Here is a 24,015-nt window from a genome sequence, read left to right on the forward strand (position 1 = left end):
TTGCGCAGGCTGTCGAGAGTCAACGAAACGTTAACGCGAAATAATTCTTATCCAATGCAGAGTTCGCGCGTCTTAGCTCCGCAAATCGACGTGCACGAGGAGTCCGAAACGAGAACGTGTGACTCCTCGCCACGTTCTGCATCACGCGCGCGGCGGCTCGGCGTGACTGATGACGCGCTTCACGCTCGGGAACGCGCGGCGCAGTGCGCGCTCGATCGCGTCGACATGCTCGTGCACCTTGATCACGCTCATCGACGGCGCGGCGCGGCAGTGGAAGTTGACGATCTCGCCGGCGTCGGTGTTGCGCACGCGCACATTATGGATGTCGTGGATCTCGCCTTCGCCGGCGAACTCCGCGAGCGCAGTGGCGATGGTCTGCACCCGCTCCGGCGCGGCGTCGACGCCGAACGGCAGTTCCGGCTCCAGCGGCTCGATATGGACGTCGACCTCGACGTCCTCGCCGAACTCCTCCTGGATGTTGCGCTCCAGCGTGTTGGCGATGTCGTGGGCGGCCTCGAGCTGCATCCCGGCGTCGACCTCGAGGTCGATGCTGACGATCAGCTTGGCGCCGAGATCGTGCACCGTGACGTGATGGATGGCGAGGCCCGAATTGCGCGCGATCACCATGATGCGGTCGCGCACGGTCTCGTTGTCGCGCGCGACGGGAACGGCGGTGAAGGTGAGATCGGCGTCGCCGAAGGCCTTGGTGACGGCGGCTTCCGCGTTGCGCTTGATGCTCTCGACACGGTCGATCGGATAGGTCCGCGGCACCTTGGCGATGGTGTCGATGAAGGTGGTCGCGCCGACCATGCGCACGCGCAGTCGCTCGACGCCGATCACGCCGGGCACGCTGCGGATCGCGGCAGTGGCCTTCTCCTGCGCGCCTTCGGGGGCGCGGTCGACCAGCGTCTGCACGGTCGAGCCGGCCATGCGCAGGCCGAGCAGGGCGATCATCACCGCGACCGCAGCGGCGGCGGCGGCGTCGCCCCACCAGAACCCGAGGGCGGCGAGGATCAGGCCCACGATCACGGCGAGTGAACCCATCACGTCGGAGGCGAAATGCAGCGCGTCGGCGGCGAGCGCCTGGCTCCTGGTTTCCCGCGCGGCCCGGTCCAGGGCACGGGCGCGCCAGAGATTGACGAGGATGTCGATCACCAGCACGACGAACGGCACGGCCGAAATCGTCGGCGGCGGGGTTCCCTCGCGCAGGCGCCCATAGGCCTCGACCAGGATGCCGCCGGCGAGCACGTAAAGCAGGGCGGTGACGCCCAGCGCGGAGATGCTCTCCAGCTTGCCGTGGCCGTAATGGTGCTCCTCGTCCGCCGGCTTGTCGGAGACCCGCACCACCGCCCAGGTGATGATGGTCGCGACGAGGTCGATCGAGGAGTGCAGGGCCTCGGAGATCAGCGCCAGCGAGCCGATCGCGATCCCGACCACGAGCTTGGCCGCCGCCATGCCGCCGCTGGCGAAGATCGAGATCGCGGCGACCGAGGTCTTGTTGTGCTGGGAGGTCATGGCGGGGATGTAGCAGGGCGAGGCCGAACATCAAGCGACGATCCACAGCTATAGTCGCAAGTGAGTTGCAGGAGCGGATGCCTCTCACCACCGTCATTCCGGGGCGCCGAAGGCGAACCCGGAATCCCGAGATTCCGGGTTCGGTCCTGCGGACCGCCCCGGAATGACGGGCGCCCCTTACACCGTCACCACGATCTTGCCCAGGTGCTTGTTCGCCTCCATGTGCTCGAACGCCTTGTCGATGTCGTCGAACCCATAGACCTTGTCGATCGGCAGCTGCAGCTTGCGGGACTCGACCGCGCCCCAGATGTCCTTCCTGACCTCCTCGAAGATCTCACGGACCTCCTCGATGGTGCGGGTGCGAAAGGTGACGCCGATATAGGAGATGCGGCGCGCCGCATGCAGGTCGAAGTTGAAGTCGGCATGAGTGCCGCCGAGCCGGCCGACATTGACGATGCGGCCCAGGACCTTGGTCGCGGCGAGGTTTTGGTTCGCAACCTTGCCGGAGACCTGGTCGACGATGAGGTCGACGCCTTCGCCCCCGGTCGCCTTCAGCACCTCGTCGACCCATTTGGTGTCGGAGGAATCGACGGCGAGGTCGGCGCCGTATTCCTTCAGCCGGCCGCGGCGGTAGGCATCGGTCGAGGAGCCGATCACGAGCTTTGCGCCCTTCAGCTTTGCAATCTGCATCGCCATCAGGCCGACGCCGGAGCTCGCGCCCTGGATCAGCACGGCTTGTCCCGGCTGCACGCCGCCGACGGTGACGACGGCGTTGTGCATGGTCGTGAGTGCGAGAGGCAGGGTGGCGGCCTCCTCGAAACTCATGTTCGCGGGGGCGCGGAACAGCCGGCCGTGATCGGCCAGCGTATACTCGGCGAACGCCGCGGCGCCCGATCCCATGATGCGATCCCCGACCTTGACGCCCTTCGCGTCCGGTCCGAGCTCGGCGACTTCGCCGGCCCATTCCATCCCGAGCACGGTGCCGACACCGCCGGCCGCGCCATGGGCGTGGCCCTTGCGCATGCCGGTGTCGGCGCGGTTGAGGCCGCAGGCGCGCACGCGCACCAGCACTTGCGTGCCGTTGGGCTTAGGTTGAGGAACGTCGGAAATCTGAGCGCCTTCAGGGCCGTAGACGTAAGCCTTCATCAATTGCTCTCGCTTCTTGCAGTGATTATTCCGCCGCTTGCGCGCTCGGATGAACGATCATGCCTTCGAGCCTGTTCCTGATGATCGCTTCGGCTTCACGCACGATGCGGGAGATCAGCTCGGCGCAGCTCGGGATGTCCTGGATCAGCCCCTGCACCTGTCCGGCCGACCAGATGCCCTCGTCCGAATTGCCGGTGGCGTAGACCATCTTGCCGCGGGCTCCTGCAACGAGCTCGCGGATGTCCTCGAACCTGGCGCCTTCCTTTTCCATGGCGACGACCTTGGTCGAGATCTCGTTCTTGGCGACGCGGGAGGTGTTGCGCATGGTGCGGAAGATCAGCTCGGTCTCGCGCTCGTCATTGGCGACGATCTTCTCCTTGATGAGCTGGTGGATCGGGCTCTCCTTGGTCGCCATGAAGCGGGTGCCCATGTTGATGCCGTCGGCGCCCAGCGCCAGCGCGGCGACGAGGCCGCGGGCGTCGGCAAACCCGCCTGAGGCGATCATCGGGATCTTGACCTTGTTGGCGGCGGCCGGGATCAGGATCAGGCCGGGGGTGTCGTCCTCGCCGGGGTGGCCGGCGCATTCGAAGCCGTCGATCGAGATGGCGTCGACGCCCATCCGCTCGGCCGACAACGCGTGGCGGACGCTGGTGCATTTGTGCACGACCTTGACGCCGTGCTTTTTGAACTCGTCGACATGCTCCTGCGGCTTGTTGCCTGCGGTCTCGACCACCTTGATGCCGCTCTCGATGATGGCGGCGCGGTATTCGGCGTAGGGCGGCGGCTTGATCGCGGGCAGGATGGTGAGGTTCACGCCAAAGGGCTTGTCGGTGAGGTCGCGGCAGCGCGCGATCTCTTTTGTGAGGTCCTCCGGCGTCGGCTGGGTCAGCGCCGTCATGAAGCCGAGCGCGCCGGCATTGGCGACGGCTGCGACCAGCTCGGCCCGCCCGACCCATTGCATGCCGCCCTGGACGATCGGGTGCTCGACGCCGACGAGCTCAGTGAACCGTGTCTGCAACATGATCTGTTTCCCCCGCCGGTATGGCGCTCTGTTATCGGTTGATGGCGAGAGGATGCCGCCGGGGTCGGCAAAAGTCTATTGCGCGGACGTGCGGTTAGGGCGGGGCGCTCATGCGGGGGATGAGGAGATTCCGCGGGGCGGATAATTTGGATGGTCTCGTGTCCCGGACGCGCTGCAACGCCATCAGCGCGTTCACGCGCGTCTTCGACGCACTAGGGCGTTGCGGCGCAGAGCCGGGACCCACATTCCGCGGATACTTTGAGAGATGGGCCCCGGCTCTGCAGCGCATCGTCGAAGGAACGCTGCGCTGCGTCCGGGGCACGGATCCTAGGCTGCCCCTACTCCGCCGACAGCCGCACCATCTGCCGGCCGCCGTTCAATTCCTTGAGGCGGTTGACGAAGTTTTCCGGGCGCTGCCAGCGGTTGGGGACCTCTAGTCCCATGAACTCGGCGATGTCGCCGATGAAGCCGGTGCAGTTGGCGGTCTCGGCATTCCAGACCGGCGAGCTCGCCTGCAATTTCTTGATATAGGCGAACACGCGCTTGGCGTCGGCCTCGTTGAGATAGACGCGATAGCTCGCGGTCAGATATTCCGGATCGAGATCGCCGTAGCTGGCGCCGGTCTCGGACGGCACAAAGGTGATGTGACCGAGCACGTAAGCCAGCGTGTCGCCGGCGGGGGTGAGCCCTGCGACCTCGACCGCTTTCTCGCTGGTCTTGCCGTACCAGACGAAGGCATGGCCCCAGCTCGCGGCCGTGCGGGCACGGAAGTCGACGTAATAGGGACCTTTCTCCGCGCGCGCGACCGGGCGCCGCGATGGCGGTGCCGGTCGCGAGGCGGTGCCGGCCGGAGCAAGCGCATTGGCGTCCGCCATGCGCTTGTTCGCTTCGTGGGCCGAAGCCGAGGGTGTCGTGCAAGCGAGCATGGCCGCGAGCGCGGCCCCCGCGATGATGCAGGATCCCGTTCGATCAGCTTTGTTCGTCACGCTGTGCCCCCTCGACTGCCGGCCGCTCGCGCAGATTCCGCTGATGCGTCAGTAACGCGCCGCGACCGGGCCGGGCGCCTTGCCGATCGGCGCCTTGCCAACCGGGGTCTTGCCAATCGGCATCTTGCCGATCGGGGCCTGCTCCGCCGGATAGGCCGGCACGGGCTGGCGCCGCGGCAGATCCGCAGCGTTCGCAGCCGTCACCAGAGCAAGCGTTGCTCCCAGAACAAATACAATCTTCTTCACAGTGACACCCCTAAAAGGTTTGGTCCAAACACGGCCATGCCGTGCCCCCCAGACACGCCTCACAAAAAGGCGGCCGAATGCGTCCAAGTTGCGGCGCGCACGGGACAAGTTGGCGGCATTGATCGGGCGAACCCAGATGTGATGTGTTCAGATGTTTCGGACGTGCGATGCCGGTCCTACGAAGCCGCACACCCGATCCGGTTCAAACTGTTCCTGATCATCGAGAAGATGCCGCCGATGTCCTTGCGCAAGGCATCGAGCGCTCGCGATCACTTCCCGAGGAAGTTCGAGCGCATCTTGTCGGCGAACCAGACCACGAAGATCGCAGCGAACGCGAGGACAAAGTACAGAGCCGTCCACAAAAGTGCATTGGCAGCATTCGTCATGGCGTCCTCCCTTGCATCAGACATCGATCTGTTGCCGGAAAGGATAATGGCGGCCGCGACGTCGCGATTTGCGCAGGATCAATTTTGCCGCGCTGCGGCGAAATGGCCGGCGAGCCTTCATTCCGAGGTCACGATGGAATTGTGCCCGGGAATGAAGGAGCCGCTACAGCATGATCCGGACCCGAAGGGCCGCGTCAGCGCAAAGTGCGCAGCGGTTTTCCGAAAAGATCATGCGCAAACAACAAGCTAAAGCGCGTGACGATTCATCCTGATTTCATCGCGCTTTAGTTAGAGGCGGAATTCGTTGGTGAGCTCGCCGATGCCCTCGATCGCGACCGTCACCGTGTTCACCGGCTCCTTCATCACGCCGACGCCCACCGATGTCCCGACTGCGATGAGGTCGCCGGGCAGCAGCGTCATGTCGTGCGAGATCCGGCTGACCAGCTCCTGCGCCGAGAAGATCATGTCCGAGATCGGATAGTTCTGCCGCTCGGCGCCGTTGAGGATGGTGCGCACAACGAGCTTGGCCGGATCGAGGCCGGTCGCGATGACGGGGCCGAACGGGCCGTAGTCGTCGATGCCCTTGGCGCGGGCCCACTGGGGAAAAGTGGGGTCGCGGGTCAGGATGTCGTTGGCGGTGATGTCGTTGACGCAGGTGTAGCCGAAGATGAAGCCGTCGGCTTCCGCGGGCGAGACGCGGGCGCAGGTCTTGCCGATGACGATGCCGAGCTCGCCCTCATAGGTGGTCTTGCCGTCGTAATAAGAGGGGCGGCGGATCACCGTACCGGGCGGGGCGATGGTGGTGGTGGCCTTGAGCAGATAGAGCGGCTCCGGCGGCTCGGGCTGGTTGAGTTTCGCCGCGAGCGCGTGGAAATTATTCCAGAGCGCGACGATCTTGCTGGGCGCGCAGGGCGCGAGCAGCTCGACTTCCGACAGGGCCAGCGTCTTGCCGGTGGCGGCATGGCGGCCGAACATCTCGCCTTCATGCACGCTGATGCCTGACGGCGTCAGCGTGCCGAAACCGGTCGCACCATTATTCCGGAATCGCAGCCAGTGATTCACTTCGTCCGCCATCACGCCACCGCCAGCGCACGGGGATCGCCGGGTGCCGCGACGCCGTCATAGAGACCGGCGATGCGGGCGCGCTGGGTCACCATCGCCAGGACCGAGTCCAGCGCAGGCGTAGCGATGCCGGTCAGGCGGCCCATCTCCTGCACCACGGTCACGAGCGGATCGATCTCCATCGGGCGGCCGCGCTCGAGATCCTGGAGCATCGATGTCTTGTGCGCGCCGACCTTGCGAGCGCCCTCGATGCGGCGCTCGACGTCGACGCGGAATTTGACGCCGAACGTTTCGGCGATCGCCTGCGTCTCCACCATGATCGCGCGCGACAGCGCCCGCGTGGACGGATCGGTGCAGATCACGTCGAGGGTCGCATGGGTCAGCGCGCTGATCGGGTTGAAGCAGACATTGCCCCAGAGCTTGAGCCAGATCTCGTCGCGGATGCGGTCGAGCACCGGCGCCTTCAGGCCGGCCGCGACGAAGAGATCGGCGAGGCGCTGCACGTCGGAGGTGATCTCCCCTGAGGGCTCGCCGAGCGGGAAATTGTTGCCGTAGACGTGGCGGATCACGCCCGGCGCCTCGATCTCGGTGGCGGGATAGACGATGCAGCCGATGGCGCGCTCGGCACCGATCTCGCGCCACTGCCGTCCGCCGGGATCGATGCTCTCCAGCGTCGAATTCTCGTACTGGCCGCCGTGCTTGTAGAAATACCAATAGGGGATGCCGTTGACGGCGGTGACGATACGGGTGTGCGGCCCGAGCAGCGGCTGCATCTTCTCGATCACGCCGGTGATCGAATGCGCCTTCAGCGTGATGATGATGTAGTCCTGCACGCCGAGCTCGGAAGGATCGTCGGTACAGCGCGGATGCACGGTGTGCGTCTCCTCGCCGGCGAGCAGCGTCAGGCCGCGCTCGCGCATCGCCGCGAGATGCGCGCCGCGTGCGACGAGACTGACGTCCGCGCCAGCGCGCGCGAGCTGAACCCCGAGATATCCGCCGATCGCGCCGGCGCCGTAGATGCAGATCTTCATGAAATCCTCGCGAGCAGAGACCGGAATTTTGGGACGAAAGATCCGGTCCGGCTCGGAAGGATCCGAGCCGGGGCCGGTGGTCGCAGCGGAAGTGTGTGTGCCGCGCTAGGCGGCTTGCGGCGTCGAGTTGGTCGCTTCGTCAACGGCCGCGGCGATGTCGCGCATGCTGATGACGGAGACGAGGCTGTAATCGTCGATCACGGGCAGATGACGGATGTGATGACGGTTCATCAGGTGCCGCACGTGCTCGATCGTGTCCGAGGAGGTGCAGGAGACCAGTTGCTGCACCGAGACGAGCTGCGAGACCTTGACGTTGATGGCATTCGCGCCGTGCTCGGCGACGGCGCGCACCACATCGCGCTCGGTGAACATGCCGACCGCAGTGTTGCCTTCAGAGCGGACCACGTCCTTGACCACCAGCGCGCTGATATTGTTCGCGCGCATCAGCTTCGCGGCGATACCCACCGTTTCGTTCATTCGCACCGTGACAACGCGCGGCGTCTTCTTGCGCAGAATGTCTCCGACCAGCATGGCGACCTCCCTGGGGTGAATGATGAGGCAAGTGTGGTATACATAATGCCAACCGTCAAGCGCTGGATTTGGCTGATCCGAAAAATCTTGCGGCAGCAATACTGACGTTTGTCCGGCAGCCAAAAGGAAGGGGCGCATCGCTGCGCCCCTTCTTGATCGACGCGACAAACGCGTGGTCGTTACGCCGTCTCGGTCTTGGCAGTTGCCGTTGCGGTGCTCGCGCCCTCGGCTTCCTTGCCGAGGATGAAGGAGCGGCGCAGCGGCTTGATCACGAACAGCGCCATCAGCGCCGCCGTCGCGTTCAGCGCCACGGCCACCACGAACACGGCCTTCCAGCCATAGGCGGTCGAGATCACGCTGGCGAGCGGGACGAGCAGCGAGGCAGTACCCTTCGCGGTGTAGAGCATGCCATTGTTGGTGGTCGCGAATTTCGAGCCGAAGGTGTCGCCGCAGGTGGCGGGGAACAGCGAGTAGATCTCGCCGAACACGCCAAAGTAGACCGCAGTCGCGAGCACGAACACGATCGGGATGTGACCATAGGCCGACAGCGTCAACAGCATCAGCGCCGCCGTGCCGAAGGCGATGAACATGGTGTGCTCGCGGCCGATCGTGTCGGACACAAAGCCGAAGAACGGACGACCAAAGCCGTCGAAGATGCGGTCGAGTGAGATCGCGAAGGTCAGGGCCGCCATCTGGAAGCCGGCGAGAGTCACCGGCGTGTTGGCGATCTTGAAGTCGTGCGCGATCGGCGCGATCTGCGCCGCGGTCATCAGGCCGCCGGAGGCGACCATGACGAAGACGAGATACATCACCCAGAAAATAGGGCTGCGCAGCACCTGTGGCGGGGTGAAGTCGATCTTGGTCTGCGGCAGGTTGAGTTGCTTCTTCTTCGGCGGGATCGAGATCCGCGGCGGCTGGATGAAGAAGGCTAGCACGAACACGATCAGGCCCTGGCCGATGCCGAAAGTGAGGAAGGCCTGCTGATAGCCGCTCGATGCGATCATGGTCGCGATCGGCACCACGGTGATGGCGGCGCCGGCGCCGAAGCCGGCTGCGGTCGCGCCGGCGGCAAGACCGCGGCGGTCGGGAAACCATTTCAGCGCGTTGCCGACGCAGGTGCCGTACACCGCGCCCGCGCCCATGCCGCCGATCACGGCCGCCGTGTAGAGCAGGGCAAGCGACTCGGCATAGGAGTTGAGCACCCAGGACAGCGCGATCATCACGCCGCCGAACATGATGACGATGCGCGGGCCGTATTTGTCGACGAACCAGGCCTCGATCGGCACCAGCCAAGTCTCGGTGACCACGAAGATGGTAAAGGCGAGCTGGATCGCGGCGCGTCCCCAATGGTGGGCCGCATCGATCGGATCGACGAACAGCGTCCAGCCATATTGCAGGTTCGCGATCATCGCCATGCAGACGATGCCCATGACGAGCTGAAGCCAACGAAAACCGGTCCGAAGAGGCGCGGCTGTAACGGCGCCGTCCGTGCTGGAAATCATCAAGAACCTCCCAACGCGCCTGATTGATCGCGACCAGGGATGGCAAGGTGACCCGGTGTCGCAAATGTTGTGGCTTATCGTCGCAAGCGCGGCGGGCAGCTTGGTATACCATATCCCAGATTGCAAGCCCTATCTCATGTCGAAGGCCAACAAAATGCGCGGTTCCGTTCGGATTACCGGAATCGACCGTGCTTCGGCCAAACGAAAACGCCCGGCCACTAGGCCGGGCGTCGTAAGCGAGCGAGCCGTCGAGGCAGCGCGTCAAATCGTCGATTTGGCGACCACGACCCTGCGCCAGGGCTTGAGCACCACGATCGCCAGCAGCGAGGCCAGGATGTTGGCGCCGGCTGCGATGATGAACACGCTGTCCCAATTGCCCGAGCTCTGCTGCATCAGGTTCGCGGCCGGAACCAGCAGCGCGGCGGTACCCTTTGCAGTGTAGAGCAGGCCTGCATTGGTGGTCGCGAACTTGGCGCCGAACGTATCGGTGCAGGTCGAGGGGAACAGCGAGTAGATCTCACCCCAGGCGAAGAACACGAAGCCCGAGAGCAGCACGAACCAGACCGGATCGTGGCCCCAGAGGTAGAGCATCCAGATGCCGATCCCTTCCATGCCGAAGGCGATGAACATCGTGTTCTCGCGGCCGATCATGTCGGAGATCCAGCCGAAGAACGGACGCGTCAGGCCGTTGAGCACGCGGTCGATCGTGGCCGCGAACGTCACCGCGGTCATGGTCATGCCGATCAGCGTGACCGGAATGGCATCGACCTTCCAGTCGACCGCGATCGGCTTCAGGTTCGCGGTGACCATCAGGCCGCCGGCGCCGACGATCACGAACATGAGGTACATCAGCCAGAAGATCGGCTGGCGCAGCACCTCGGTCGGCTGGTAGTTGCGACGCGACTGCACCAGCGCGGCGTTCGCCACCACTGCCGGCACCTGGCCCGGCTTCGGCGCGAGCAGGAAGAAGGCGAGGATGCAGATGATGAGGCCTTGTCCGAGGCCGAAATAGAGGAAAGTGGTCTGGAACCCACTGTCCTTGATCATGGCCTGGATCGGCGCGACGGTGAGGGCGGAGCCTGCACCGAAGCCCGCGGCCGTGATGCCAGCGGCAAGGCCGCGCTTGTCCGGAAACCACTTCAGCGCGTTGCCGACGCAGGTGCCGTAGACGCCGCCGGCGCCGATGCCGGCGATGATCATGCCGAGATAGTAGCCGTTGAGCGAGGTCGCCTGCGCGTTGATCGCCCAGCCGATGGCGCAGAGCACGCCCCCGACGAGGACGACGATGCGCGGACCGTATTTATCGACGAACCAGCCCTCGACCGGGACGAGCCAGGTCTCGAACAAGACAAAGAGAGTAAAAGCCCATTGGATCGACGCGCGATCCCAGCCGAACTTCTTCTGAATATCGGGGACGAAGAACGTCCAGCCATACTGGTAATTGGCGATCATCACCATGGCCGCTACACCGATCGCCAATTGCGCCCAGCGATACGTGTCGCTGACGCGCGCGGCAGTAGGGGCCGTTGCCTGCACCATGTCCGTCATAAAGCCTCCCGTGGCGCCTCTAATTTTTCTGCGAGCGCTGGAACGGCATTCTTGTATTCATTATGCCAAGGTTCAAGCGCTGGCCCGGCCACCGTGCGCAAATGCCGCAGCGAGCTTGTCCGGTCGCGGCAGTGACTCAGGGACAGCACAAGTAGAAATGGCCCCGTCCTGCGGGGCCATTCATCAAAAGTAGCATATGAACTGGTCTGAAACCGTCGCGCTGCGTGGCAGCACGGGAAAATGCCGGCTTATAGGCCGAAACGCGGCAGATCGCCGTTGTGATTCGAGATCTCGGCGCTCGCCATCAGGAGGCGGTCGATCGCGGCCATCAGGCGGGCGAACAGCGTGGAGGAGGGGGCGAGAGCGACGGAAGCGGTCTTGGACATCGGAAATTCCTTTCTTGAGACGGTCAATATCACTGTCTCATCTCGAAAGGCAATCTATGTATACCAGATGCCAGTGTCCATGCGCGTGTTTGCATAGCAGCATGCAGCCTCTCGCATTGCAGCATAATGATGCGTTAAAGCGGCCGTTGCGGGCTTAAAATTGCAAAACAGCGGCCGAAATGACGCATTGGCGCGGATTTGACCCGGAATCACAGCGCGTCCGGGCCTTGGCAGGGCAGGTCAAAGCCGTTAGTGCTCTGCCCCCTTTTCCAATCAACTGTCAGAGTGGTTCATGTCGAGCGCCTCGGCCGCCGTCTCGATCGGCATCGATTTTGGGACCAGCAACACGGTCGTCGCGCTCGCGGCGGACGACCGCCGGGTCGAGGCCATCCGCTTCGACCATGGCGGCCAGCGCCACAGCGTCTACGTCTCGGCCCTGTGCTTCTGGGAGGACCGGCCCGGCGCGGGCGCCCAGGCCGAGGGCGGCCCATGGGCGATCGAGACGTTCCTGGAAGGCCGCCACGTCTACCGCTTCCTCCAGTCCTTCAAGACCTTTGCGGCGAGCTCGAGCTTCCAAACCACGCAGGTGTTCCGGCAGCGCTTCAAGTTCGAGGACATTCTGGCGGCGTTCCTGCGCACCCTGGCGCGCCATGGCGGCGAGAAGTTCGGCTTCGAGACGTCCAACATCACCGTCGGCCGCCCCGTGCGCTTTGCCGGCGGCAATCCCGACGAGGCGCTGGCGATGCAGCGCTATCGCGCCGCGTTCGAGCGTCTCGGCGCCGGCCACGCCCGCTATGTCTACGAGCCCGTGGGTGCGGCGTTCTCCTTCGCCCGCCGCCTGGAGCGCGATGCGACCGTGCTGGTTGCGGATTTCGGCGGCGGCACCAGCGACTTCTCGGTGATGCGCTTCTCGCGCGCCGGCGGCACGCTGCGCGCCGAGCCGCTGGGCCACGCCGGCATCGGCATCGCCGGCGACACCTTCGACTATCGCATCGTCGATCACGTCGTCTCGCCGCGGCTCGGCAAGGGCTCGAGCTTCCGCTCGTTCGACAAGGTGCTGCCGGTCCCGAGCGGCCACTACACCAACCTCGCGCGCTGGCATCAGCTCGCGATGATGAAGAGCAATGGCGACCTGCGTGAGCTCCGCGAGCTCGCGCGCACCGCGCTGAAGCCGAAGCTGCTCGAGGACTTCATCACCATCGTCGATCTCGACCTCGGTTTTTCGCTGTACCGCGCGGTGTCCGATGCCAAGGTCGCGCTGTCGGGGCAGGATCAGGTCGACTTCCGCTTCAAGGGCGGCGGCGTCGACATCGGTTCGACCATCACGCGGAAGAATTTCGAATCCTGGATTGCCGACGACATCGCCCGGTTAGGGGCCACCGTCGACAAGGTGCTGGCTCAGGCCGGCATCACCGCGCGCGAGGTGGAGAAGGTGTTCCTGACCGGCGGCACCTCGTTCGTGCCTGCCGTGCGAAAGCTGTTCGCCGACCGCTTCGGCAACGAGCGGCTGATGTCGGGCGACCAGTTTGAATCGATCGCCTATGGCCTCGCGCTGATCGGGCACAGCCCCGATCCGGACCGCTGGACCGCGGATGGCGGGCTCAAGCCGAAGGGTGCGTAGGGCAGTGGCAGTCGTCATTGCGAGCAATGACGATGTGGGTCGATCTGCAGATGCGATCAACCAGTGCCGTAGGGTGGGCAAAGGCGCGGAGCGCCGTGCCCACCATCTCTTTCCGAGGTTGAGACAGACTGGTGGGCACGCTGCGCTTTGCCCACCCTACGATACTGCTGTCACTGCTACTGATTGATCTCCGGCTCGACCAGCCGCGCCAGATTCCGCAGCGATTCCTGCCAGCCGAGATAACAGGCCTCCGGCGGAATGACGTCGGGGATGCCGGCCTGCGTGATGTCGACCTCGGTGCCGACCGACACCTTCTTCAGGATCACGGTCACCTGGATCTCGCCCGGCAGATTGGGATCATCGAACCTATCAGTGTAGCGCAGGCGCTCGCCGGGCACGAGCTCGACATATTCGCCGCCGAACGAATGGCTGTTGCCCGTGGTGAAATTCCGGAACGACATCTTGAACGTGCCGCCGACCTTGGGTTCGAAATGATGCACGGTGCAGGTGAAGCCGTTCGGCGGCAGCCATTTCGCCATCGCATCGGCCTCGAGGAAGGCGCGATAGATTTTCTCAGGGCTGGTGGCCAGAACGCGGTGCAGTCGTACAGTGCTGGGCATGTTCGTCATTCCTCGTGCATGTGCATTGATGGGCCGAGGTTGGCGTCTAAAGCATGATCCGGAAAAGTGCGAAGCGGTTTTCCGGAAAGATCATGCTTTAACATCAACCCAAAGTGCGATGACGGTTCATCTCATCGCGCTTTAAGGCCCGTTCATGTCTAGATGACGAACGAGGGGCTGCCGATCCGACACGTCATCGCAGATATAAAGAGATCGCAGATAAAAGAACTGCCGGAACCGGCGGCTTTGACATTGCGCGCGCCGGTTCTGCCGCTCACCGCGTCCAGTCTTCACCCGCGCACAACGTTCCCATGCAGCCCTGGACGTTGAGATTGCCCGACGGCAGCAAGGTCACGGTGCTCGCATAGGTCTTGCCGTCGTCGGCATTGTAGATCCGGCCCGACCATTTGTTGGCGCCGGCCGCCTGCATGTCGATGAACAGGGAGATGCCGACGATCTTTCGGCCGCGCAACGCCGGATCGGAATTGTGGTCGTCGAGCTGCGGCTTGCCGGTCTTCTTGTCGATCGGCTCCTTCAGCCAGACGACGCGGCCGCACAGCGCGTTGCCGCAGCGGCTCACCTTGATCTTCGCATCGCCCGACTGGGTCAGCCAGACGCCGCCGGGATCGCCCGCGGCTGCGGCTTCGGCATTTCCGAGCGGCGAGATGGACAACATGGCTGCGAGCACGTGCCGGACGAGGGTGGAACGCATGGGGGCTCCATATCGAATTAATTATCATGAATTATTTCATGATAAACGATCAATATATCGCGGTTAAGGTTGAGTCAAGCGCCTGGAATGGGCATATTGGCCCGCGTAGATGACCCTTGCATTGCGGAGTGGCTGGAGATGGTTGCGGTGGGGACGTCCGTGCGCGAGGTCCGGCAGCGCTGGTTCCGGCGTCTTGATCTTGCGTTCTGGGCGATCTGGGCGGCGCTGCCGGTGATGGTGTGGCTCGCCTATCGGGCCAACACGACCGCCTCCGCGTCGATCGCGGCCAGCCTCAGCCCCGAGCAGGCCAAATGCGCCGGCATCGTCGCCAACCCGCTCGACATGTCGCGCCGGGGCCAGTTGCTGTTCTGGACCTTATTTACGCTTCAGCTCTCGTTCTTCGCCGTGTTGATCGGCATCCTTCACCGCATGGTGCATCGATTCGCGCGCGGCCGGATCTTCGTGTCCGAGACACTCCAGGGTGTGTGGTGGATGGGAATCATTCTGGTGATCTGGCCGTTCATCGACCTGATCACCAGCAACGCGGTGGCCTATGCCTTGCACGAGATCGGCGACGTCAAATTCTTCCTGCCGTCATACAATATCGACATCGGCACGATCGCGGGCGGGGTGTTCCTGATGGCGCTGAAATTCGTCATCGAGCACGCCATCCTGCTGCAGTCCGAAAACGAACTGACGATCTGAGGTGAATGCTTGTGGCGATCGTCGTGAACCTCGATGTCATGCTTGCGAAGCGGAAGCGCCGCCTCGGGGACCTCGCGGATGCCATCGGCATCTCCATCCAGAACCTGTCGATCCTGAAGACCGGCAAGGCACGGGCGATGCGCTTCTCGACCCTGGCTGCGATCTGCCGCGAGCTCGACTGTCAGCCCGGCGACATCCTCGAATATGTCGCGGGCGAGGAGAGCGATAGGGAAGCGGGCGAGGGGAGCTGAGGTCACACCGGACGGGTCTTGTCCGCCTTGGTCTTGGACGCGAAGACCTGAAGAATCTCCATGCGCAGCGCCCGGCCATTACAGGCCGGCGGCCATCCCAAATCGGCCAAGGCCAGGTAGCTTGAGCGCCGGACGCCGGATGTCGAAACCGAGCACGGCACCAAGGAAATTGACCTCCAGACCCTCGACCCATCCGATGGAGAAGCCGATGTATCCAGCAAGCGACGCATAGATGCCGGTGCCTGACGCGGTGATACCGAGCCATTTGCCGGTGTAGGGGAAGTCCTTGCCGATCGCAGTCGGCGGCAGGACGGCGCGGAGCTCGGGGACGGAGTCGAGTGCGGCCTGCACGAAGGTGTTCGAGTTGGGACCGGGCCAGGCGCTGTAGTCTCCGTAGGAGCGGAACCTGTAGTTTTCGATCACATCCCGCATCTTGGGGATCAGCGCTTCCGCGCGCTCTCCATTCACGGCGACGATGGTTTCGGGCAAAGCGCCGAACCACCGCCCATCTGGAGCGAAGCCGTTGGTGCGGATCGGCTCGCCCCAGGCCGTGTAGTCATATCGGGTGTAGGTCGCCGCATTCTTCTCCTTCACGACGATCCAGGTGTGAACGGCAAAGATGCTGCGCCATCTGACGGTTCTCGCCGCGAACACCCGTATCGCTGCTTCCGGATGATCCGCCGCGGCGGGCAGAAGGCCGGCGCTCGACCGGTCTGCCATTTGCCAATTGCCGCGGCCATCGCCCAAAACCAAATATCTCGCCGCCGAGGCAGCGAGGGGCGCAAACAGGAGGAACAGAAAGATGAGCAAGTGTTTCTTCAAGGGAGCGGTGCGGCGGGATCTTCCATGATCATATAGTTCGCATGGGTACCGCCGCCATAGCTGCTCCAGACGATCGGTTCCGTTGGATCAGGTGAGCCGACGGAGTTTGAAGCTTCGCTGGTTGTTCGAGAGGAGAATACGCATGGACATGAAGGAAGCTTCGGCGATGACGGAGGCCTCGGGGTTGGTGGATGAGCAGGAGGGCATAGGGCAAACCTCCGGATCGAACAGGCCAAAGGAGAACGCAGGGGAGAGCCGTCGGCCGGTCCAATCGCCTTCCGCGGATCCTGCGATGCGATGGGCTGGGCAGTTGCGCGAAGTAACGATGAAGGCGCCGTTGCGGTCGCTGCTTGTCGCCTTCCTGGCCGGAGCGTGGATCGCACGCCGGCGATAGGAGTGGCGACTTGCGCACGTCACGACGGGGAAGGTCCGAAGACCTCGAAGGGACACGGCAACACCCGAGGCCAAGACATTCCGGTTGTCTGCGGTAGCGGGTGCGGTGGCGCTGGGCTTGACCCGCGCAAGAGCATATGGGAACAAAACCGCTGGTTGAGCATTGGTATTATTTTCGCCTCAGTTGAAATGGAGCCTTGGAGACCAAATGATTACCGCCGCGCAATGCTTGGAATGGGCACATCGATATAGGGCACTCTCTCAAACATCCGGCATCTCCAAAGACCGCGCCTTCATCATGAAGAACATCGCGAGGAGCCTTTCTGGTTTGGCAGGCCAATTGGACCGCCTTGATGCGCTTACGAGAGATGAACAGTCTACATAATTAGCAAGGCGGATCGCGCGCGAGTGAAACCGGCAGCCTGCCGAGCAGACTGAGGACGTCGCCGAGCTCCCGGAGCGTCGTCAGCCCGCATCCCTGACGGAGAGGGTTACCTCGAAAGAGGCGCAAGAAGCGCACTCTGAAGGGCTTGTCAGAGCGCTCCTGGTACCGAATAGGATTGCGGATGGGGCAAATTGAGCCGATCCGCCGTCGCCAGCAATCGTCGATCCGTCACGTGCACCCGAACCACGTTGACGAGGACGATGGGGCAAGATTTTTCCGAGGGCTGTTGATCGCCACGGGGCCGGGCCTGCTGCTTTGGTTGTGTCTCGCACTTTCAATCAAAATGATGATCCACGGCGATCTACTTCCCTGAAGCAAGCGAGCCTCCTTTAGGGAGTGCACACCTGAGTTGGCGAGACGCCCTTCAGTTTGAATGAGCGGGCTATGTGATGCGACAATCGCAGAGCGAGCGCCACGACGATCAGCGTCGGATTGGCTTGACTGGACGTTGGCAGCACCGACGTGCTGCACAGGTACAGGTTGGCGATGCCAAAAGCGCGAAGAGTGCTGTCCGCAACTCCGTCCTTTGCCGATGAAGCCATCCGCGTCAAGCCGAGTTGATGCGTGCCATCCTTGGCCTGCCGCAGAGCGGTCTGTTGCTGATCGGACGGGTTACAGCGCAGCACCAGCCGGGCGAGGCTTCCCCGCTTCAACCATTCCGACATTCGCCGGTGTACTCTCTCGAGGGATGCTGCGTCCGCATCTGCAAAGCGCAAATCGATCGCAATCCGGTTCATACCCAACCGATCGACCTCGCCTGTCAAAGTCACCCGGCTCTCGCGATTGGGGAGATGCTCGGCATGATATGCTAGTCTGTACTGCGAGCTTGGGTTGCGTATGAGGAAGCCTGGAGGCCGAGGGTCTGCGCGCCATCGTTCCAAAAGCGCTTTTGCGTCAGCCAGAACGCTCATGAAGCCTGCTGGGGTGAGGTTTCTCAAATGTGCCCTCGCAGTGCTCCCGAGAACGTTTTCGCTGTATCGGCGCCGAACGACTTCCGGCAAGATTGCTCGTCCGAGGCTGTTCGCGCCGGAGAGCAAGAACACCATCGAGAGCAGCGCTCGTCGATGCCTCGCATCGGCAATCGCGCCCTCCGGCCAGAGAACGGTGTTCGACAGGTCCCATTTTTCCTGCGTTGCTTCGCTCGGCCGGAATCGGCGTCGGGTATAGGTTCCGCTCGCGTCCTTCCGGAAGTCGAACAAGTCGACGTATTGCGGCTTGAGAAACCTGACGTCCGCTATCGAGCCCATCAAATGGCTCATGTAATATCGCCCGAGGGGGCCGGCCTCGCCGCCGAACAGCCTGGGGCGATCGCGCTGCATATTCAGAGCCAGCCTTGTCGTCTCGATCCCTCCCGCCGCAACGACGAGCATTCGAACGGGTAGTCGGGATGCTTTCGATCCGTCCGAAGATGCCACCGCAAGTCCAGTGACGACGCCATCGTCGGAGAGGAAAACCTCGGTCACGACCGTGTTCAGGCACACCGTGATGCGGGTGGATCGAACGGCGGCCGCACCGTGCGAGACTTGGCTACGCCTCTCGCCCGCGAACCGCGCAAGGCTCGTGCACGAGAACTCATCGTCCGACCCATGAGCTACATCGGCCGCAATGAACTCCGCAGGACCCACGTCGAGAAAGCGACTGGCCGGTTCAAAGAACGGCAATATGTCCTCGAATGTGATCGGCCATCCTCCGTCGCTTACGAATCTCCGCTCCTTGAAGTCGATCGGATCGTAGGCCACGCAGGCTCCGGCCCAAAGATTGGATGTTCCTCCGAACATTTTGGCCGATACGGCCTCGAGCGGGCCGTGGGTTGCCGGCGTGCGGAGTTGCGCGGTGAACAGACGGTCCACTGATCGACGCCGCCTCAGACCTCCAGCTTCGAGGACTTGGCTGGAAATTCCAAGACGATCGAGCTCAAGCGCGATTGCGAGACCAACAGGACCCGCTCCGATGATCGTGACTTCGGCAGCCACCTGCGATCGCTCAAAAGCGTCTCCGAACATTGGGTGTCCTTGCGCAATCGAGGAGACAACCTGCGTGAGAATTGCGGTTGCAAGATGAATTCGCGCGATCGAAGGCAGGCGAACGCCTCTCTCGTGAGAGGGCAGGGCCATCACACATGGAAACGGCGTCCCTGCGGCTGGATATACCCATTTATAGTCAGTTCGCGCGCCGAATAAACATCATAAGCTTTTGCTCGGTCTAGTTGAGGAGGATGCGATGCGCAGGCAGCCTGTTCCGCCTACTTCGGGCGATCTGGTCAATCATCAATTCGGCACCGACGACAACCTCATAGGCACGCCCGGCGCACCGACCTTGTTCGGTGATGCCGGTGGCAGCATGTTCGACTTTTCGAAGGGAGGGAACGACACCTTCGACGAAGTCGGACTTTCCAATTACACATTTTATGGCGACGCGATCGGCAGCCTTTTCGATTTTGCTCGGGGCGGCGATGACACGTTCAACGGACTCCCTCTGGCTGGTGTCACGGCCTACGGCGACGCCGGTGCAGACATGTCGGATCACAGCAAGGGCGGCAACGACACCTTCCTGTCTGGGACGGGCAGACAGCAAACCAATACGTTCTTCGGCGACGCCGGCGGCTCCATGTCGGGTCACGCTCACGGCGGCGACGACACTTTCATCACTCAGACGGTACAAGGCGGCACCCACACGTTTTACGGCGATGCGGGCGGCGACATGTCCGGCGACAGCAAGGGCGGCAACGACAGCTTCCAGGGCTCTAGACAGGCTGCAAACATCTTTTTCGGGGACAGCGGGCACGACATGTCCGGTCACGCCCAGGGCGGCGATGACACATTCACAGCCAGAACGGACTCAGGCAACACATTCTACGGAGATGCCGGGGGTGACATGTCCGGCCACAGTAGAGGTGGCAACGACACCTTCAACGGAGCCTTGTTCGCAACGCAGGTGTTCTACGGTGATGCGGGAGGCAATATCTCAGGCCATGCTCAGGGAGGAGACGACACTTTTACGGGCTCGGGTGGGGCCGTCCTGTCAAAGACCTTCTACGGTGATGCTGGCGGCGACATGTCCGGCTTTGCCAAGGGCGGCAACGATACCTTCGCAAATGAAGGCGGCTCCACAGTGTCATTTTACGGGGACGCCGGCGCCACAATGTCCGGCCATGCCCAAGGCGGGAATGACGTTGCGACTTTGCAGGGCACCAAGAACTTCGCCGTCGGCGATGCTCTTACGATGCTCGACGCTGCCAGCGGAGGGAATGACAGTCTCAGCGGCGGCGATAGGTCGCTGACTGATGTTGTAAACCAGCTATATGGTGATGCCCAAGTCATGGGCGGGGCGAGCCAAGGAGGCGATGATCTTATCGCCGGCGGTGACGCGATTAGTAGCGGCCGGGTCGATAACTTCCTATGGGGCGACGCCGCGGAACTTTCAGGTCGTGCCAACGGCGGCAGCGATATCCTATACGCGGGGAGGGCTGGGCAAGGTTCCACGGTCAACAATGAGATGTGGGGAGATGGCGAACTGGGCGGCAATGCTCATGGAGGCTCCGACACGTTCGTATTCAAGGACGACGGTGCCATGACCGTTGGGACCAGCAATTTCATTCGCGATTTCAGCCAATGCCAGGGTGACAAGATAGCTTTCATCGACATTGAGGGCGTGCAGTCGTTCGACGACCTTGTCATCACGCAGAGCGGAACCAGCACGGTCATCATCGCGGGAGCTGATCAAGTCACGCTTGCAAACTTCACGGACGTGATGACGAGGGACGACTTTTTGTTTGTTTGACAGGGCACTCAGTCCGCCGGTCCTTGGCGCATCTTGAGGATGGCGGAGTGCGTGGCGCCTTTTCAACGAGCACCGATGCCGAGTAGCCTCATCCTGAGTAGACCACGAAGCGGTCGTCTCGAAGGACGAGGCGCTCGCTCAGGCGTCGCCAAGGTGATACGCGATCGCCCCGCCTCCTGACGGGAGCGAACTTTTCCGGCTCTGCTTGCGCGATGCGGCTTGAGAGCGGCCCCTTCCGCCGAAGTCAGCAGCGCAATTAGATTCGTGCGAGCCTTGCAAGTCGCAGTGATGAGGTATACTGTCTCCTTGTTCGTTCAGCCGCTGTGCCTTGTTGAATGCGCCCGCGGGCTCCTTTTCCAGAGACATCGACGAATTGAATCGATCTGCGTGAGCGTCACGCAGACGTGCGCGCGCCTATGCGCTTTGGAGAAGAGAAATGACGACAGGTACTGTGAAGTGGTTCAACGGCCAGAAGGGCTTTGGATTCATTCAGCCCGACAACGGCGGCAACGATGTGTTCGTTCATGTCAGCGCAGTCGAACGGGCGGGTCTTGCGGGGCTCGCCGAGGGCCAAAAGGTCAACTTCGAGACCAAGACCGACAAGATGCGAGGCAAGGTCAGTGCTGAGAATCTCTCGCTGGCTTGAGTTCTCCAGCGCCGTTTCACGGATGTACTGAAACGGCAGGCGGCCCGCTCGATCCCTGATCGAGCGGGTTTTGTCCGTTGCCGAAGAGGGTGCAAGATGAGCGCCGAGAGATGAGCGCCAAGAAATCGGCCGAACCGTCACCAGAGTCCGCCGCGCGGTCGGAGCGTCGCCGCCTGGCCGCCGAAGAAGGTGCACGGGCGATGGCGGATGCCGAAAGACAGGCGGTCGATGTCCGCAACAACATGGCGCGGCTTCGTGAGTTGCGCGAGGCCAGGGACGCGGCCGACGGAGATCTGCGTGCATCCTCGTCGCCGGCATCCGCTCTGAAGAAGCGCAAGACAAAGCTGCCGCCATAGCCGATTTTCAACAGCGCGATGAGAGGGCTCGACATGCCAATGAGTGCGGTTCGTGGCTAGAACCAAGCCGGATGGCGGCGGCACAATCACCTTCTTTCTCGCACTCGGCGCCGGCCGGCAGATGTGCCGTCTCGCGACGACATTTCAGACGCAGAAGCAGGCCTTCAGCTATCTTCAGAAGTACCGGACGGAGTTTGAGCGCATCGCGCGGGCGCGCCTTGAGTCAGGCGAACTCGAAGAGGGGGTCGTCGTTCTCTCGATGCTCGAGAGGGTTTTCGAGCGAAGTGGAGGCCGGTTCGCGTCCACGGAAACTGTTTCGCCGTCCCTGATGTCGAAATAATAACGCGGCATCAGCCTTGCCTCATCCGGAGCGGTTCACCTGCTTGGCCTCTCGGGCCAGTCGTTCTGCCTTCAGGCGCTCGCGATTTTCATGATGGGATTGTTGCGCCTTCGCATAGTCGGTCATTGGCTTCTTTGTTTCGATCGGCTTGAATGCTTTGTTGGCTTCCCGCAGAGCCCTTGAGGCGGGATGATCATTCCTCATGTCGACCTCGATAGGTGTGGAACGGCGCGATCTCGCGGAGCGCCGGCTTTGGCGTTTTCCGCCCGCAGTCAACGATGATTGCTCGCCGTCGTCGGACGGCCGGCTGCAATGTCGATGAGCGAGCTGGTGCAGCGACAACGGGACGGAACCCGCTCTGTTCCTGGGTGCCGAACTTATTCGGGTCCGAGCCCCAGATGGCCAGGCCATTCGCTCGTTCGGATGATGGCATAATACCCCTGTTTTGCCCGACGCGTCAACGGGTATTTCGAAAAATCGGAATTTCTGTTGGTGGCCAATGGGATCGCTACTGTGCATGGGGTTGTTTTTCTTTTTTATTTCGGGCCTGCGACCACGCTGCCTTGCTGATAAAAAAATGGGCCGCCCCGGGGGCGGCCCTTTCGTCTTGGTTGAGGCTAAATCTCGTCGCGCTTCAGTCGGCTTACTCGGCGGCCTGCTTCTGCGGCGGATCGAGCGCGCCGGACTTGTGGATCTCGGCGACCTGGTGGTCGCTGAAGCCGAGCACCGAGCGCAGGATCTCGTCGGTGTGCTCACCGAGCAGCGGAGAGCGCTGCACGTCGCTCGGGCTGTCCGACAGCTTGATGGGGTTGCCGACCGAGATGTACTTGCCGCGGGTGGGGTGGTCGACCTCGACCACGGTGCCGGTCGCGCGCAGCGACTGGTCCTCGGCGATCTCCTTCATCGACAGGATCGGGCCGCATGGGATGTCGTCCTTGTTGAGGATCTCCATCGCCTCGAACTTGGTCTTGGTCATCGTCCACTGCTCGATGCGGGCGAAGATCTCGTTGAGGCGCGGCAGGCGGGCGGCCGGCTTGGCGTAGTTCGGATCGGTCTTCCAGGTGGGCTCGCCGATCACGTCGCAGATCTTCTCCCAGACCGGGGCCTGGGTGATGAAGTAGATGTAGGCGTTGGGATCGGTCTCCCAGCCCTTGCACTTCAGGATGCGGCCGGGCTGGCCGCCGCCGGAATCGTTGCCGGCGCGCGGCACGGCGTCGCCGAACGGCACGCCTTCGCCGAACTGGCTGTATTCCTTGAGCGGGCCGTGGGCGAGGCGCTGCTGATCGCGCAGCTTGACGCGACAGAGGTTGAGCACGCCATCCTGCATCGCCGCAGTGACACGCTGCCCCTTGCCGGTATGGGTGCGCTGGTAGAGCGCGGTGACGATGCCGAGCGCCAGATGCAAACCGGTGCCGGAATCGCCGATCTGCGCGCCGGTGACGAGCGGCAGACCGTCGCGGAAGCCGGTGGTGGAGGCGGCGCCGCCGGTGCACTGGGCGACGTTCTCATAGACCTTGCAGTCTTCGTACGGCCCGGGACCAAAGCCCTTGATCGAAGCCACGATCATCTTCGGGTTGATGGCGTGGATCTTCTCCCAGGGGAAGCCCATGCGGTCGAGCACGCCGGGTCCGAAGTTTTCCACCAGCACGTCGCATTGCTTGATCAGTGCGGTGAGGACTTCCTTGCCCTTCGGGTTCTTGGTGTCCAGCGTGATCGAACGCTTGTTGTGGTTCAGCATGGTGAAATACAGGCTGTCCACGTTCGGGATGTCCTGCAGCTGGCCGCGGGTAATGTCACCCACGCCCGGGCGTTCCACCTTGATCACGTCGGCGCCGAACCAGGCCAGCAGCTGCGTGCAGGTCGGTCCGGACTGGACGTGGGTGAAGTCGAGAATGCGAACGCCCGTGAGCGCTTTGGTCATCATGTTGCTCCTGTTACCACTTTGCTTCCGTCATGCCCGCGAA

Annotated in this window: 25 protein-coding genes and 1 pseudogene; 9 read left to right on the forward strand and 17 right to left on the reverse strand. The window is 62.9% G+C overall.

Annotated elements, in window-relative coordinates; all coding sequences use genetic code 11:
• Nucleotides 1-141: 141 nt before the first annotated feature.
• The 5 genes from AC5V87_RS13860 to AC5V87_RS13880 all read right to left on the reverse strand — a co-directional run bounded on the left by AC5V87_RS13860 (nt 142) and on the right by AC5V87_RS13880 (nt 4,914).
• A complete protein-coding gene (locus AC5V87_RS13860) occupies nt 142-1,515 on the reverse strand; it encodes a cation-efflux pump (protein WP_495371301.1) in 1,374 nt (457 codons plus the stop codon).
• Between the two features lie 177 nt (nt 1,516-1,692).
• Complete coding sequence (locus AC5V87_RS13865; protein WP_495371302.1) at nt 1,693-2,661, reverse strand: quinone oxidoreductase family protein; 969 nt, start codon at nt 2,659-2,661, stop codon at nt 1,693-1,695.
• Nucleotides 2,662-2,686: 25 nt separating this feature from the next.
• Nucleotides 2,687-3,682 (reverse strand): NAD(P)H-dependent flavin oxidoreductase, encoded by a 996-nt coding sequence (locus AC5V87_RS13870; RefSeq protein WP_456839562.1) that lies wholly within the window; start codon nt 3,680-3,682, stop codon nt 2,687-2,689.
• Nucleotides 3,683-4,020: 338 nt separating this feature from the next.
• Entirely contained in the window at nt 4,021-4,668 is a 648-nt protein-coding gene (locus AC5V87_RS13875; protein WP_495371303.1) for a hypothetical protein, read from the reverse strand.
• 48 nt (nt 4,669-4,716) lie between these two features.
• Entirely contained in the window at nt 4,717-4,914 is a 198-nt protein-coding gene (locus tag AC5V87_RS13880) for a hypothetical protein (RefSeq protein ID WP_495371304.1), read from the reverse strand.
• Nucleotides 4,915-5,151: 237 nt separating this feature from the next.
• Between AC5V87_RS13880 and AC5V87_RS13885 the strand changes: the two genes are divergently transcribed.
• The gene (locus AC5V87_RS13885) at nt 5,152-5,550 is read left to right on the forward strand and encodes a hypothetical protein (RefSeq protein WP_456839559.1); all 399 of its coding nucleotides are present in this window, start codon (nt 5,152-5,154) and stop codon (nt 5,548-5,550) included.
• A 38-nt stretch (nt 5,551-5,588) separates the two neighbouring features.
• Here the strand turns inward: AC5V87_RS13885 and AC5V87_RS13890 are convergent, their stop codons facing one another.
• The 6 genes from AC5V87_RS13890 to AC5V87_RS13915 all read right to left on the reverse strand — a co-directional run bounded on the left by AC5V87_RS13890 (nt 5,589) and on the right by AC5V87_RS13915 (nt 11,360).
• A complete protein-coding gene (locus tag AC5V87_RS13890) occupies nt 5,589-6,374 on the reverse strand; it encodes a fumarylacetoacetate hydrolase family protein (protein WP_456839558.1) in 786 nt (261 codons plus the stop codon).
• Entirely contained in the window at nt 6,374-7,393 is a 1,020-nt protein-coding gene (locus tag AC5V87_RS13895; protein WP_495371305.1) for a 2-dehydropantoate 2-reductase, read from the reverse strand. Before AC5V87_RS13895 ends, AC5V87_RS13890 begins: the two co-directional genes overlap by 1 nt.
• Before the next feature lie 105 nt (nt 7,394-7,498).
• The gene (locus AC5V87_RS13900; RefSeq protein ID WP_495371306.1) at nt 7,499-7,924 is read right to left on the reverse strand and encodes a CBS domain-containing protein; all 426 of its coding nucleotides are present in this window, start codon (nt 7,922-7,924) and stop codon (nt 7,499-7,501) included.
• A gap of 179 nt (nt 7,925-8,103) precedes the next feature.
• Nucleotides 8,104-9,426, reverse strand: coding sequence for an oxalate/formate MFS antiporter (gene oxlT, locus AC5V87_RS13905; protein WP_495371307.1), 1,323 nt, complete (start codon nt 9,424-9,426; stop codon nt 8,104-8,106).
• Nucleotides 9,427-9,687: 261 nt separating this feature from the next.
• Nucleotides 9,688-10,974, reverse strand: a complete 1,287-nt coding sequence (gene oxlT / locus AC5V87_RS13910) for an oxalate/formate MFS antiporter (protein WP_495371308.1) — start codon at nt 10,972-10,974, stop codon at nt 9,688-9,690.
• A gap of 248 nt (nt 10,975-11,222) precedes the next feature.
• Nucleotides 11,223-11,360: a hypothetical protein gene (locus AC5V87_RS13915; RefSeq protein WP_495371309.1), complete on the reverse strand. Its 138-nt coding sequence runs from the start codon at nt 11,358-11,360 to the stop codon at nt 11,223-11,225.
• A 292-nt stretch (nt 11,361-11,652) separates the two neighbouring features.
• Here AC5V87_RS13915 and AC5V87_RS13920 point away from each other — a divergent pair, with 292 nt between their 5' ends.
• Nucleotides 11,653-12,981 carry an Hsp70 family protein gene (locus tag AC5V87_RS13920; RefSeq protein WP_495371310.1) on the forward strand — a complete coding sequence of 443 codons (1,329 nt, stop codon included), beginning with the start codon at nt 11,653-11,655 and terminating at the stop codon, nt 12,979-12,981.
• Nucleotides 12,982-13,157: 176 nt separating this feature from the next.
• On the opposite strand, the gene AC5V87_RS13925 is transcribed toward AC5V87_RS13920, so the two are convergent.
• Together AC5V87_RS13925 and AC5V87_RS13930 are read right to left on the reverse strand one after the other, a co-directional pair.
• Complete coding sequence (locus tag AC5V87_RS13925) at nt 13,158-13,601, reverse strand: SRPBCC family protein (protein WP_456839552.1); 444 nt, start codon at nt 13,599-13,601, stop codon at nt 13,158-13,160.
• Between the two features lie 274 nt (nt 13,602-13,875).
• Complete coding sequence (locus AC5V87_RS13930; protein ID WP_027558844.1) at nt 13,876-14,313, reverse strand: DUF2147 domain-containing protein; 438 nt, start codon at nt 14,311-14,313, stop codon at nt 13,876-13,878.
• Between the two features lie 147 nt (nt 14,314-14,460).
• Between AC5V87_RS13930 and AC5V87_RS13935 the strand changes: the two genes are divergently transcribed.
• Nucleotides 14,461-15,018: a DUF2975 domain-containing protein gene (locus tag AC5V87_RS13935; RefSeq protein WP_495371311.1), complete on the forward strand. Its 558-nt coding sequence runs from the start codon at nt 14,461-14,463 to the stop codon at nt 15,016-15,018.
• A gap of 5 nt (nt 15,019-15,023) precedes the next feature.
• Complete coding sequence (locus AC5V87_RS13940; RefSeq protein WP_495371312.1) at nt 15,024-15,269, forward strand: helix-turn-helix domain-containing protein; 246 nt, start codon at nt 15,024-15,026, stop codon at nt 15,267-15,269.
• A 78-nt stretch (nt 15,270-15,347) separates the two neighbouring features.
• Here the strand turns inward: AC5V87_RS13940 and AC5V87_RS13945 are convergent, their stop codons facing one another.
• Nucleotides 15,348-16,079 (reverse strand): DUF3750 domain-containing protein, encoded by a 732-nt coding sequence (locus AC5V87_RS13945; protein ID WP_456839548.1) that lies wholly within the window; start codon nt 16,077-16,079, stop codon nt 15,348-15,350.
• 971 nt (nt 16,080-17,050) lie between these two features.
• Here AC5V87_RS13945 and AC5V87_RS13950 point away from each other — a divergent pair.
• Entirely contained in the window at nt 17,051-17,242 is a 192-nt protein-coding gene (locus tag AC5V87_RS13950) for a hypothetical protein (RefSeq protein WP_456839546.1), read from the forward strand.
• A 16-nt stretch (nt 17,243-17,258) separates the two neighbouring features.
• Here AC5V87_RS13950 and AC5V87_RS13955 read toward each other — a convergent pair whose 3' ends face one another.
• Entirely contained in the window at nt 17,259-18,932 is a 1,674-nt protein-coding gene (locus tag AC5V87_RS13955) for a GMC oxidoreductase (protein WP_495371313.1), read from the reverse strand.
• A 217-nt stretch (nt 18,933-19,149) separates the two neighbouring features.
• Between AC5V87_RS13955 and AC5V87_RS13960 the strand changes: the two genes are divergently transcribed.
• The 4 genes and pseudogenes from AC5V87_RS13960 to AC5V87_RS13975 form a co-directional block, all read left to right on the forward strand.
• Nucleotides 19,150-20,709 carry a hypothetical protein gene (locus tag AC5V87_RS13960; protein ID WP_495371314.1) on the forward strand — a complete coding sequence of 520 codons (1,560 nt, stop codon included), beginning with the start codon at nt 19,150-19,152 and terminating at the stop codon, nt 20,707-20,709.
• A 436-nt stretch (nt 20,710-21,145) separates the two neighbouring features.
• On the forward strand, nt 21,146-21,355 hold the full coding sequence (locus AC5V87_RS13965; protein ID WP_495371315.1) for a cold-shock protein: 210 nt from the start codon (nt 21,146-21,148) through the stop codon (nt 21,353-21,355).
• Nucleotides 21,356-21,465: 110 nt separating this feature from the next.
• Complete coding sequence (locus AC5V87_RS13970; protein ID WP_495371316.1) at nt 21,466-21,711, forward strand: transcriptional regulator; 246 nt, start codon at nt 21,466-21,468, stop codon at nt 21,709-21,711.
• A gap of 43 nt (nt 21,712-21,754) precedes the next feature.
• Nucleotides 21,755-21,976: pseudogene (locus AC5V87_RS13975) on the forward strand (hypothetical protein); the annotation flags it as partial.
• A gap of 96 nt (nt 21,977-22,072) precedes the next feature.
• Here AC5V87_RS13975 and AC5V87_RS13980 read toward each other — a convergent pair.
• The gene (locus tag AC5V87_RS13980; RefSeq protein WP_495371317.1) at nt 22,073-22,255 is read right to left on the reverse strand and encodes a hypothetical protein; all 183 of its coding nucleotides are present in this window, start codon (nt 22,253-22,255) and stop codon (nt 22,073-22,075) included.
• 439 nt (nt 22,256-22,694) lie between these two features.
• Entirely contained in the window at nt 22,695-23,972 is a 1,278-nt protein-coding gene (frc, locus tag AC5V87_RS13985) for a formyl-CoA transferase (RefSeq protein ID WP_456839541.1), read from the reverse strand.
• Nucleotides 23,973-24,015: the final 43 nt, after the last annotated feature.

The sequence above is a fragment of the Bradyrhizobium sp. SOJA106 genome (assembly GCF_059448745.1).

What these genes read in the sequence shown, in the direction of transcription:
- AC5V87_RS13915 (WP_495371309.1), bottom strand. Translation starts at nt 11,360, where the DNA reads ATGTCCAAGACCGCTTCCGTCGCTCTCGCCCCCTCCTCCACGCTGTTC.
- AC5V87_RS13965 (WP_495371315.1), top strand. Translation starts at nt 21,146, where the DNA reads ATGACGACAGGTACTGTGAAGTGGTTCAACGGCCAGAAGGGCTTTGGA.
- AC5V87_RS13955 (WP_495371313.1), bottom strand. Translation starts at nt 18,932, where the DNA reads ATGTTCGGAGACGCTTTTGAGCGATCGCAGGTGGCTGCCGAAGTCACG.
- frc (WP_456839541.1), bottom strand. Translation starts at nt 23,972, where the DNA reads ATGACCAAAGCGCTCACGGGCGTTCGCATTCTCGACTTCACCCACGTC.
- AC5V87_RS13860 (WP_495371301.1), bottom strand. Translation starts at nt 1,515, where the DNA reads ATGACCTCCCAGCACAACAAGACCTCGGTCGCCGCGATCTCGATCTTC.
- AC5V87_RS13885 (WP_456839559.1), top strand. Translation starts at nt 5,152, where the DNA reads ATGTCCTTGCGCAAGGCATCGAGCGCTCGCGATCACTTCCCGAGGAAG.
- AC5V87_RS13980 (WP_495371317.1), bottom strand. Translation starts at nt 22,255, where the DNA reads ATGAGGAATGATCATCCCGCCTCAAGGGCTCTGCGGGAAGCCAACAAA.
- AC5V87_RS13870 (WP_456839562.1), bottom strand. Translation starts at nt 3,682, where the DNA reads ATGTTGCAGACACGGTTCACTGAGCTCGTCGGCGTCGAGCACCCGATC.
- AC5V87_RS13930 (WP_027558844.1), bottom strand. Translation starts at nt 14,313, where the DNA reads ATGCGTTCCACCCTCGTCCGGCACGTGCTCGCAGCCATGTTGTCCATC.
- oxlT (WP_495371307.1), bottom strand. Translation starts at nt 9,426, where the DNA reads ATGATTTCCAGCACGGACGGCGCCGTTACAGCCGCGCCTCTTCGGACC.
- AC5V87_RS13890 (WP_456839558.1), bottom strand. Translation starts at nt 6,374, where the DNA reads ATGGCGGACGAAGTGAATCACTGGCTGCGATTCCGGAATAATGGTGCG.
- AC5V87_RS13940 (WP_495371312.1), top strand. Translation starts at nt 15,024, where the DNA reads ATGCTTGTGGCGATCGTCGTGAACCTCGATGTCATGCTTGCGAAGCGG.
- AC5V87_RS13970 (WP_495371316.1), top strand. Translation starts at nt 21,466, where the DNA reads ATGAGCGCCAAGAAATCGGCCGAACCGTCACCAGAGTCCGCCGCGCGG.
- AC5V87_RS13925 (WP_456839552.1), bottom strand. Translation starts at nt 13,601, where the DNA reads ATGCCCAGCACTGTACGACTGCACCGCGTTCTGGCCACCAGCCCTGAG.
- AC5V87_RS13920 (WP_495371310.1), top strand. Translation starts at nt 11,653, where the DNA reads ATGTCGAGCGCCTCGGCCGCCGTCTCGATCGGCATCGATTTTGGGACC.
- oxlT (WP_495371308.1), bottom strand. Translation starts at nt 10,974, where the DNA reads ATGACGGACATGGTGCAGGCAACGGCCCCTACTGCCGCGCGCGTCAGC.
- AC5V87_RS13960 (WP_495371314.1), top strand. Translation starts at nt 19,150, where the DNA reads ATGCGCAGGCAGCCTGTTCCGCCTACTTCGGGCGATCTGGTCAATCAT.
- AC5V87_RS13865 (WP_495371302.1), bottom strand. Translation starts at nt 2,661, where the DNA reads ATGAAGGCTTACGTCTACGGCCCTGAAGGCGCTCAGATTTCCGACGTT.
- AC5V87_RS13900 (WP_495371306.1), bottom strand. Translation starts at nt 7,924, where the DNA reads ATGCTGGTCGGAGACATTCTGCGCAAGAAGACGCCGCGCGTTGTCACG.
- AC5V87_RS13895 (WP_495371305.1), bottom strand. Translation starts at nt 7,393, where the DNA reads ATGAAGATCTGCATCTACGGCGCCGGCGCGATCGGCGGATATCTCGGG.
- AC5V87_RS13950 (WP_456839546.1), top strand. Translation starts at nt 17,051, where the DNA reads ATGGGGCAAATTGAGCCGATCCGCCGTCGCCAGCAATCGTCGATCCGT.